This is a genomic window from Aquisalimonas asiatica (assembly GCF_900110585.1).
Taxonomy (GTDB): Bacteria; Pseudomonadota; Gammaproteobacteria; order Nitrococcales; family Aquisalimonadaceae; genus Aquisalimonas; species Aquisalimonas asiatica.
In genome coordinates, this window is the sequence record NZ_FOEG01000010.1 from 101,728 (window position 1) to 110,910 (window position 9,183).

Sequence of the window (9,183 nt, forward strand, 5' to 3'; positions counted from 1 at the left end):
CGTGTCGCTCACCACCCGACTACAGGCCCTGTTCGCGATACTCACCATCGCGTTCCTGGCGGCCGGTCTGGCACTGGTGATCCATCATGCCCGCACGGCGGTTCATGCCGAGCTGGCATCCAGCGTCAATCTCACGGCAGCGTTGATCAGCGGAGCGGTGGCGGCCGGGCAGGAGACGCCGGAGGAATTGATCGACCGGCTGGACGCGGTGACGCTTCAGCGCCACATCCGCCTGGAGAAACGCCGGGACGACAGACACCGCCCCCTGTCCACGGAGCCGCGGAGTGAGGCCGGCGCACCGGCCTGGTTCACGGGGCTGGTCGGGTTCGACCCCGACATGCAGTCCCGGGAGGTCCGTCTCAACGACCCGGCTGACACGGTGCTGGTCATCCGCGCCGAACCTGCCGACGAGATTGCCGAGGCGTGGCAGGGCGCCCGCGGGCTGCTGGCGCTGCTGATCGGTTTCGGCGCCATCGCGGCGCTGTTGACCCAGTGGTTGCTGCGCCGGGCATTGTCGCCGCTGCGCCACCTGCTCCGCGGGCTTGGAGCCCTGGAACAGGGTGATTACACCTCGCGCCTGCGCATCGCCGGCGCCCCCGAACTACGCCGCGTCTCCCTGGGGTTCAACCAGCTGTCGGCCGCCCTGCAGGAGGCACAGACACGCAACCGCCGCCTGAGCCGGGAGCTGCTGGAGATCCAGGAGGACGAGCGTCGTCACCTGGCACGGGAGCTCCACGACGAGATGGGCCAGTGCACCAGCGCGCTGCAGGCGGAAGCGGTTGCGATCCGCGATGACCGGACGCCACTGCCCGCCCGCACCCGGGAGGGCGCCGAAGCCATCCGCGACACGGCCCGTCACCTGCACCACCTGGCACGCAGGCTGATACGGCGCCTGCACCCGGCGGAGCTGGATGCCCTGGGACTGGAGTCCGCGCTGCACACCATGTGTGACGACTGGCAAGGCCGCCACCCGGACGTCCGGCTGCATACGGATTTCGCGGCCACGGCCCGCATGCCGGCCGGATCCGCCCACGACATCCACGTCTACCGCGTGGTGCAGGAGGCGCTCAGCAACATCAGCCGCCACGCGCGCGCCAGCCAGGCGTGCGTGCGCCTGCGCATGCCGGGCCAGGCGCTGCAGCTCACGGTGGCGGACAACGGTGCAGGATTTCCACCGTCGCCACCCGGGCCAGGAAGCAGCGGGGGGTTCGGACTGACCGGCATGGCAGAGCGGGTGCGCAGCCTGGGCGGTCGCCTGCGCATCATCTCCCGGTCGGGCGCCGGCTCCTGCCTGGCCTGCCGTTTCCCGTTGCCCGACGGCGCCCCCTCCGGGCCGGGGCATGTTGCACCACTCGTCCAGCCTCAGAAGCGTGCGGTAAGCCCGGCCATCACCGTGCGTCCGGCGCCGGGGCGCAGCCCGTCCTGAACGTCGCTGATGTAGAGCCTGTCGGTGAGATTCCGCCCCTGCACCCAGAGCGTGGTATCGACGCCCTGCAGCGCCGTGCGATAACTGGCGCGCGCGGACAACAGCGTGCGGCTCGGCACCCGTCCCGAGTCCGCGTCGATGGCGCGGGTGTTTTCAATGTCGGAGTAGAACGCGCCGAAATGGCTGGCGGTGGCGCTCAGCTCCCAGCCACTGAGGTGATCCACGCCAAGGGTGAGGCTCCCGGCGTGGCGGGGAATCTCCGGGACACGGTTGCCATCCAGAGGCCCCGTGCGAAAAGTCGCCTCGGTGTAGTTCCAGGCGAGCTCGGCAAACAGATTGTAGGGCCCGGGCCGGTACGCCGCTGAATCCACCCGCGCTTCCACGTCCACGCCCATGATGTCCGAATCGGCGGAATTGACGAACAGCGCATCACCGAAGGCATCGACCTCCGCGCGAATCAAGGTGTTCTCGATGCGGTTGTAGAACGCCGCGGCGTCGTAGCGCACGCCGCCGAGGGCATCGCCCCGCACACCGATCTGCGCATTGATGCCGGTCTCGGGCTCAAGCGGGAATTCCTCGGAACGCGCCGGTGCCGGCGCGTAGCCCCGATGGACACCGGCGTAGACCTCCGTGGCATCGAACCCCTGGTAGAGGACGCTCACACCCGGCAGATACAGGGTGTTCCACTCACTCTCCCGCACGCCTTCGTCCTCGTGTCCGGGCCGGAACCGGGTATGCGCTTCCTGTCGATAGGTTTCCGCCCGCAGACCGGGGGTAATGGTCCAGTCCCCCGCGCGCATGCGGTCCTGCAGGAAAGCGGAGTAGGCCTCGGCCTTGTAGGTGATGCGGCGCCCATCCTCCGGATAGCCGTCCTCGTCCTCGACGGCGCGCAGGCGCCCGCGGTTGCCGGCGTCCAGCTTCTCGCCCTCGCGCCCCACCGGCCTGCGATCATCGAAATCATGCCGCTCGAAACGCAGCCCGCCCTCGAATGTGTGGGACACGGCACCGGTCTGCACACCGGCAAACGCGGCACGGGTCTCAAGGCCGAACGTCTCGTACCGGCGGTCACGGCCACGCATGAAGCCGCCATCGTCCAGCGGCTCGCCACTGGTCTGGAAGCGGGGGCGATCCAGGTTGGTGTAGAACGCCTTGCTGGAGAGACGCAGGCGCTCCGTAGCCTGAAACTCGTGACTGAGATCCAGCTTCCAGTAATTCACCGAGATGTTGTTGTCTTCGCGGCCCTCGTTGAGGCGACGCTTGCCCCGGGGATTCCCGTCGAACTGCGTGGGCGTGAGGTTGTTCTCGTCGTAGCCGTCGGAGCGCTCCCTGAAGTAGGTGGCGGATACGCCCAGGTCGTGCCGGTCGTTGACGTCCCAGAGCACGCTGCCGAAGAAGTCGTCGTACTGGTGCTCCTCGACATCGAAGACGCCGTCGGTGTTCTTGCCGGTGTACGCGACGACAGTGCCAACATCGCCGTCAGTGCGACGGTGCATCAAATGGCGCTGAAAGGTGTTGCGATTCCCGCCAGCCAGCTCGACCGTGGTCTCCGGGACCGGCGTCGGCTGCTTGTTACGGAAGTTGATGATGCCGTGGTTGTTGAGCGGGCCGTGCACGATCTGGCCGGCGCCCTTGAGCACCTCGATGCGCTCCAGCCGCTGCACCGGCGGCGTGTAATGGGCACCGGAATCCAGGTAGTTACTGGCAGCAATGGGGGTGCCATCCTCCAGCAGCAACGTCTTGCGCGAGCGCCGCGGTGGAGCGCCGCGCACGCCGATGCCGGCACGCCGCCCCAGGGCGTCGTCGTCGATGGTCCGCACCCCGGCCACGAGACCCAGGGCGTCGTGCAGCGTCTGCGGACGATACGCTTCGATGTCGTCATCCTGCAGCACGGTGGCCGCGCCCGGGGTCTCGGCGATGTCATCGACGAGCAGCGCCCGTACCTCAAGGGGTTGCAGCACCTGCACGGGCGCCTCCCGGTCACCCTCCGCCCATGCGCCGAAACCCGCCGTCAGCAGGCAGGCTCCCAGCGCGTACGGACCAGCCATTCGCATGGTGGCGGCCACGGTTACCCTCCCGTTTTCTCATTGTTCTGCCTCCGAGTATTGGCGCTGACCACCGGGTGTGACAGGGGAAGTTTTCCCGGGCTACACTCAAAACGGCGTTACGAACGTGGACGATCACGGTTAAGGAATCGATGCATGCACGATGGCGTCTTCCGTCGCGACGGCGGGAAGTTCATCCCCTCGGACCAGAGCCGGGGCCCCTGGAATCCCGACTTTCTGCACGGGGGGCCGGTGGTGGGGCTCATGGCCCACGCGCTGCAGCAGGCGGCGGACCGGCCCGACCTGCGGCTGGCGCGCCTGACCGTGGACCTCCTGCGCCCCGTCCCCAAACAGCCGCTGACCGTGGCAACCGAAACCGTCCGCCCGGGCAAGCGGCTGCAGCTCCTGGAGGGGCGGCTACTGGCGGATGGCAACGAGGTCACGCGGGCATCGGCGCTGTTCCTGGAGCACGGGTCGCCGTCGGTTCCGGAGCACGGCCGGTTTCCGGCAACCGGGTTGACGCCCCCGGAGGAGAACAACCCCCTCAGCCTCGCTGAGGCGGCGGACTGGGGCACGCGTTACAGCCCCGAAGGCTTCCACACAACCGCGCAGGCGGTGGTGCTGAGCGGCACCCAGGGGAAAGGACACGGCAAGGTGTGGATGCGGCTGCCCCTGCCGCTGATCGCTGGCGAACCCACCGACCCACTGGTGACAGCAGCCACCCTGTGCGATTTCGGCAACGGCGTGGGTCAGCTTCACCTGGGCGCAAACCAGGGCAGTATCAATGCCGACGTGACGCTCTACCTGCACCGTGCGCCCCGGGGCGAGTGGCTGGGCCTGGAGGCCAGCGGCCGCATGCAGGACAACGGCATGGGCCTGGTGGAGACCACCCTGTTTGACGGCGACGGCCCCGTGGGCCGCGTGCTTCAGGCGACCATCGCCATGGGCTAGACCTGCGCCGTGATCTCGTTGTCGCACTCCTCGCCACGGTTCACGGCGTCCAGGTTGCTTAGAGTGACCTCGGCAATCTGCGTCATGGCCTCGTCGGTGAAAAACCCCTGGTGGCCCGTAATCAGCACATTGGGGAAGGTCAGCAGGCGCGAGAGAACGTCGTCGGCAAGAATTTCGTCGGAGAGGTCGCGGAAGAACACGTCGCCCTCCTGTTCATAGACGTCCAGCGCCAGATGGCCGACCCTGCCGGACTTCAGCGCGGTCACCACGGCCTGGGTATCGATCAGGCCACCCCGGCTGGTATTGACGATCATGACGCCATCTTTCATCTTCGCCAGGCTATCGGCGTTGATCAGGTGGTGATTGTCCTTGGTCAGCGGGCAGTGCAGGCTGATCAGGTCCGCGGTGGCGTACAGGGTGTCCAGATCCACGTATTCACCACCGAGCTCCTTGAACGCCGGGTTCTCGAAGACGTCGTAGCCGAGAATGCGCACGCCGAACCCGGACATCACCTTCGCCGTGGCGACGCCGATACGCCCGGTACCGATCAGGCCGACGGTGCGACCGTGGAGATTGAAACCAAGCAGCCCGTTGAGGTTGAAGTTGCTCTCCCGCACTCGGGCGTAGGCGCGGTGGGTGTTGCGGTTGAGGGTGAGAATCAGCGCCATGGTGTGCTCGGCCACCGCCTCCGGGGAGTAGGCCGGCACCCGCACCACCTGCAGCCCGAGCCGCTTGGCCTCCTGCAGATCCACGTTGTTGAACCCGGCGCAACGCATGGCCACGGTGTGCACGCCCTGACGCTGCAACTCCTGCAGACAGGCGGCATCCAGCGTGTCGTTGACAAAGGCGCAAACGGCGTCGTCACCACTGGCCAGCCGCGCGGTGTCCGCATCCAGGGCGGACTCTGAGAACTCCAGATCGAAGCCGAAGGCGGCGTTCGACCGCTCGAAGAACTCGCGATCATACTTCTGGGCGCTGAAAAACCGGATGCGCATGGCTCCCCTCCTGTAATGACGTCAGCCCGGCGGCAGTTCTGATGCCCGCCTGATGCAGTCTCTCCCGTCGCCCTTGGCAGCGTACAGGGCTCGGTCAGCCAGGTTCTCCAGGGCACCGCCCGAGAGCCCGGGCCTCATTTCGGCAACCCCGATACTGACTGTGACGCGCCCGGCACAGGCCACCTCGTGGCGCGTCACGGCTTCGGCGATACGCTCGGCGACGATGCTGGCTCCATGCTCATCCACCCGAGGCAGCAGCACCATGAATTCCTCGCCCCCCCAGCGGCCGGCGTGCTGCTCCGCCTCCAGCACTCCGGCCATGCGCCAGCTCAACTCCTGCAGCACTTCGTCGCCCATGGCGTGCCCGAACCGGTCGTTGACTGTCTTGAAGTGGTCAACATCCAGGAGCACCACCGAGAATGGCTCCCTGGACTCACGGTAACCCAGCTCCAACCCCCGGAGTAACTGTTGCAGTTTGGCACGATTGTATAAGCCGGTGAGGGCATCGTGGGACGCCCGGTACTCCAGCTCCTGCTGCAGGGCCCGCTGGCGCGTGACATCGAGAACTGTACCGATCACGCGCTCCACACGCCCGGTGTCGTCGCGCAGCACCCGGCCCAGCTCGCGCACCCAGACCGGCTCGCCACCTTCACGGACAACCCGGTACTCGATCTCGTAATGCCCGTCGTCGGCGCATTCCGCCACCAACCGCTTGATCCGGTCGCGGTCCCGCGAGTGGACAAGCGCGCGATACTGCTCAATGGTCGGCGCCCCCAGGGACGGGTCCCGGCCAAAGATCTCGTACGTCACCCGGGACCACCACAGCGTACCCCGCCCCGGGTCGCCGCCTTCCGGCCGCGCGATCCAGTGCCCCAGGCGCGCGATGCGCTGCGCCTCCTCCAGCCACTCCTTGCTCAGTGCCAGTTCTTCCTGGGCCTCGCGCAGGGCCGTGATCTCCACGAAGACCCCCAGGTTCCACGAGCCAATGGAGGTGGCATGGGCCTGGAAAACACGCACGGCACCATCGCCGCAGCGGATACGGACCTCCATGGGATCGATGCGGTCACGGTCCCTGGCCGCGCGGGCCATGCGCTCCTTCCAGGCCTGCGCAATCGGCTCGCGATAGGCGGGATCGGGGTACGCCAGCGGCCACCAGTAACGCACGTCCGGAATATCCGACTCGGTGTAGCCGATGCGCTGGCGAAACTCCCGGTTGAGGAAAACGATCCGCTCGAAATCGCCGACCCCCTCGGTGATGACCATGGGCACGGGCGAGGCATCGATCAGGTCGGAGAGTGCCGCAGGTGAGCTGGCCAGCTCCCCCGTCTGGAAGCCACGGGCTGCGAACAGGTCATCGAGACAGCGCGCGGTGGGGAGCGCCTCCAGCCAGACAGCCTTGGTGGCCAGGTCAGCCCCGGCCACCATCGCCCGCTGCCTCGGTGTCAGCACACCAAAGCGGCGCTCCAGCACAAGCACCAGGAGCGCAGTGCTGTCGCTGTCCATCTGCTCGCTGATAAATCCACCCTGCCCGTCACCCGCGCCGCCCCGGGCGCGGAACCCGCTGTTTTTCTCTGCTATGACGCTACTCTACACCGGGGTCATCGCCTTGGGTATCCGCCCCGGCGTCGTGGCCCGACTCGCCCCGTTCATCGTAATCGAGCCAGGCCTCGTACACATCGTCGCTCCAGTGGGACTGAAACCAGGCAATGGCGGCGTCGATCTCGTTGTCATCCAGGCGATCACCGAACCCCGGCATGCGATTGAAGCCATCGCGGATGAACGTACGCAGCTCATCTTTCGGATGGTGCCAGGCGTGGGCAGTCCCGTTCAGGGGCGGCGGCGGGAAGTAGCCATCGTCGTCCCGCTGCTGCCAGTTCTCGGCGCCCTGCGCCTGCTCACCATGGCAGACAGCACACTCCGCCTCGAACACGGCCTCTCCAACCTGGACCTGCTCCTCGGTGTACCACCGGTCGTCGGCGGGTTCCGAGCAACCGGCGACGATCACTGCACCGAGCAGCAGTGCGATTGTCGAGCGACGCGCCAACATCTATGACACCCGGGATTCGCCCAGGTAGCGCCACTGCCCGAACAGCAGGCGGACGATATGCCCGAGCAGGTCGGCGCGCGAGACTTCACCCTCCGTGAGGATGCCGATGGCCCCTTCGCGATGCCGCACCCCCTCACGACCGGACCACGAATCCACCACATCACCGAGCTCACCCCCCTTGCGCAGGGACTGCGCCAGCTCCCGCGGCAGGGGAATACGGGCGCCGCTGGCCACGAGCAGGTGCCCGCGCGAGGTGGCCAGCGCCCCCCAGTTGCACAGCCACATGTCACCGGCGTGATCCACCAGCCCGCCTTCCAGGCCGAGCCCGAGCTCGACGCCCGGCTGGCGCACCAGCCAGTGGGCCCGGTTCACGGCGCCGGTGCGGGTCTCGTCATCGCTGCGCGGCTGGTCGGCCACCCCCGACGGGGCGCTTCTGGCCACCACTGTGAAGCCCTGATCGGGGGTAAAGACGGCCTGAACGGCATCGAGCTTGGCGGGGTTGGTCGATCCGAGATAGAGGGTGCGGTATGACATCGCTGGGAACGGACTCACCTGTCAGATAGCCGGCAGAGAAGAACACGGGGTAGCCCCACCGTTATAACGCAAAAGGCGGCCCGGACGTAACGGCGCAGGCCACCGTCCATCAATGCACCAGAATGAACCAGGCCCCCATACCCACCAGGATGGCCGCTGTGAGATAGGAGAGGTGCGGCAGATACTGCTCCACCAGCTGACGGTGCCGCTGGTAACCGAGCACAAGTAGCAGCGTGGGCACCAGAATCGCCACGATCACCGCCAGGGAGTACACCACCATCAGCGTGAGGCAGTGGGCGGTGCCGGCACAGATGGCGAGGATCTGAACCGGCTCCTCATGAGCAAGGCCGAGCAGAATGGCGACGATGGCGAGCTGTCCGAGGCCACGCTGATCCGGGTCGCCCAGCCGCGCCTGGGCCGACGCCTGCAGGCGGGCCAGGGGGCCGTGGCCGTGATGGGCATGACCATGATGGTGGTGGCCGTGCCCCTGCCGGGCTGCAGGTACTGCCAGATGCCAAGCAGCACCAGCATGCAGCCGGCCGCGACCGATAACCAGCGCGCCTCATGGAGATCATAGGCGCCCGCAAGCAACAGAAAGATCGCCACCAGGGCGATGCTGCTCAGCAGGTGCCCGACCCCGATGACCAACGCCGCCACGGCCCCCGCCACGTAGCGGCGTTTCCGCCGCAGGGCGTACGTTGCGGCGATGGGCCAGCCGTGGTCCGGAAGCACGCCGTGGATCAGCCCGATACCGATAACGGCCGCAATCAGCCCAAGGGTCATTGCCTCACCTGTGCATCTCCAGTGCCCGATTGCGCCGTACACCCCGGCGGCTTTCGGGAGAGTAGCACGGGCGGTGCCGCCTCACGGGTGCACATCGGCCTCGTCGATGGGCTTGCCCTGGGCCCGGGCCACTTCCTCCAGAACGCGGCCCTGGAAGCGATACTCACGCACCGCATTCGAGAGCCACACGGACATCGAACCATCAGCGCGCACGCCCATGATCAAATACCTGGATTCCTGTTGACGCCCGTCCCACTCCTGCGTCACAGGCGGCAACCGTGCCGCCCGGGCCGTAAGGTCCTCCGGCAGCTCCGTCTCCGCGCGGTAAATCACACCCGTGCTCTCATCCCGCCAGGCAATCCGCAACGCGTACGGCATCGGCTGGTTGTGATAACCCAATGTGCT

10 protein-coding genes are annotated in these 9,183 nt (G+C 67.2%); 2 read left to right on the top strand and 8 right to left on the bottom strand.

All coding sequences use genetic code 11. The features are described 5' to 3' along the window. Position 1 precedes the first annotated feature (1 nt). Positions 2–1,426, top strand: coding sequence for an ATP-binding protein (locus BMZ02_RS16275; protein ID WP_091645776.1), 1,425 nt, complete (start codon positions 2–4; stop codon positions 1,424–1,426). Here BMZ02_RS16275 and BMZ02_RS16280 read toward each other — a convergent pair. Further along, on the bottom strand, positions 1,363–3,489 hold the full coding sequence (locus tag BMZ02_RS16280; RefSeq protein WP_091645778.1) for a TonB-dependent receptor family protein: 2,127 nt from the start codon (positions 3,487–3,489) through the stop codon (positions 1,363–1,365). The two genes, BMZ02_RS16275 and BMZ02_RS16280, sit on opposite strands and share 64 nt — an antisense overlap. A gap of 135 nt (positions 3,490–3,624) precedes the next feature. On the opposite strand from BMZ02_RS16280, the gene BMZ02_RS16285 reads away from it, so the two are divergent. After that, positions 3,625–4,419 (top strand): thioesterase family protein, encoded by a 795-nt coding sequence (locus BMZ02_RS16285; protein ID WP_091645780.1) that lies wholly within the window; start codon positions 3,625–3,627, stop codon positions 4,417–4,419. Here the strand turns inward: BMZ02_RS16285 and BMZ02_RS16290 are convergent. The 7 genes from BMZ02_RS16290 to BMZ02_RS16315 form a co-directional block, all read right to left on the bottom strand. Beyond that, positions 4,416–5,414, bottom strand: coding sequence for a 2-hydroxyacid dehydrogenase (locus BMZ02_RS16290; RefSeq protein ID WP_091645781.1), 999 nt, complete (start codon positions 5,412–5,414; stop codon positions 4,416–4,418). The genes BMZ02_RS16285 and BMZ02_RS16290 overlap by 4 nt on opposite strands. Positions 5,415–5,435: 21 nt before the next feature. After that, a complete protein-coding gene (locus BMZ02_RS16295; protein ID WP_091645783.1) occupies positions 5,436–6,917 on the bottom strand; it encodes a sensor domain-containing diguanylate cyclase in 1,482 nt (493 codons plus the stop codon). Positions 6,918–6,996: 79 nt separating this feature from the next. Continuing rightward, positions 6,997–7,461, bottom strand: a complete 465-nt coding sequence (locus tag BMZ02_RS16300; RefSeq protein WP_091645784.1) for a c-type cytochrome — start codon at positions 7,459–7,461, stop codon at positions 6,997–6,999. Then, positions 7,462–7,995, bottom strand: coding sequence for a DUF84 family protein (locus tag BMZ02_RS16305; RefSeq protein WP_091645786.1), 534 nt, complete (start codon positions 7,993–7,995; stop codon positions 7,462–7,464). A gap of 109 nt (positions 7,996–8,104) precedes the next feature. Continuing rightward, positions 8,105–8,275 (bottom strand): hypothetical protein, encoded by a 171-nt coding sequence (locus BMZ02_RS19135; protein ID WP_216110884.1) that lies wholly within the window; start codon positions 8,273–8,275, stop codon positions 8,105–8,107. Continuing rightward, entirely contained in the window at positions 8,275–8,778 is a 504-nt protein-coding gene (locus BMZ02_RS16310; RefSeq protein ID WP_216110886.1) for a hypothetical protein, read from the bottom strand. The genes BMZ02_RS19135 and BMZ02_RS16310 overlap by 1 nt, the downstream gene beginning before the upstream one ends. A gap of 81 nt (positions 8,779–8,859) precedes the next feature. Next, positions 8,860–9,183: DUF2931 family protein (locus BMZ02_RS16315; RefSeq protein ID WP_139209246.1), on the bottom strand; the 324-nt coding region annotated here is incomplete at its 5' end.

Bases quoted from the DNA above. Each gene is read 5' to 3' on its own strand.
- BMZ02_RS16285 (WP_091645780.1), top strand. From the start codon at position 3,625: ATGCACGATGGCGTCTTCCGTCGCGACGGCGGGAAGTTCATCCCCTCG.
- BMZ02_RS16290 (WP_091645781.1), bottom strand. From the start codon at position 5,414: ATGCGCATCCGGTTTTTCAGCGCCCAGAAGTATGATCGCGAGTTCTTC.
- BMZ02_RS16295 (WP_091645783.1), bottom strand. From the start codon at position 6,917: ATGGACAGCGACAGCACTGCGCTCCTGGTGCTTGTGCTGGAGCGCCGC.
- BMZ02_RS16300 (WP_091645784.1), bottom strand. From the start codon at position 7,461: ATGTTGGCGCGTCGCTCGACAATCGCACTGCTGCTCGGTGCAGTGATC.
- BMZ02_RS16305 (WP_091645786.1), bottom strand. From the start codon at position 7,995: ATGTCATACCGCACCCTCTATCTCGGATCGACCAACCCCGCCAAGCTC.
- BMZ02_RS19135 (WP_216110884.1), bottom strand. From the start codon at position 8,275: ATGGTGGTGTACTCCCTGGCGGTGATCGTGGCGATTCTGGTGCCCACG.
- BMZ02_RS16310 (WP_216110886.1), bottom strand. From the start codon at position 8,778: ATGACCCTTGGGCTGATTGCGGCCGTTATCGGTATCGGGCTGATCCAC.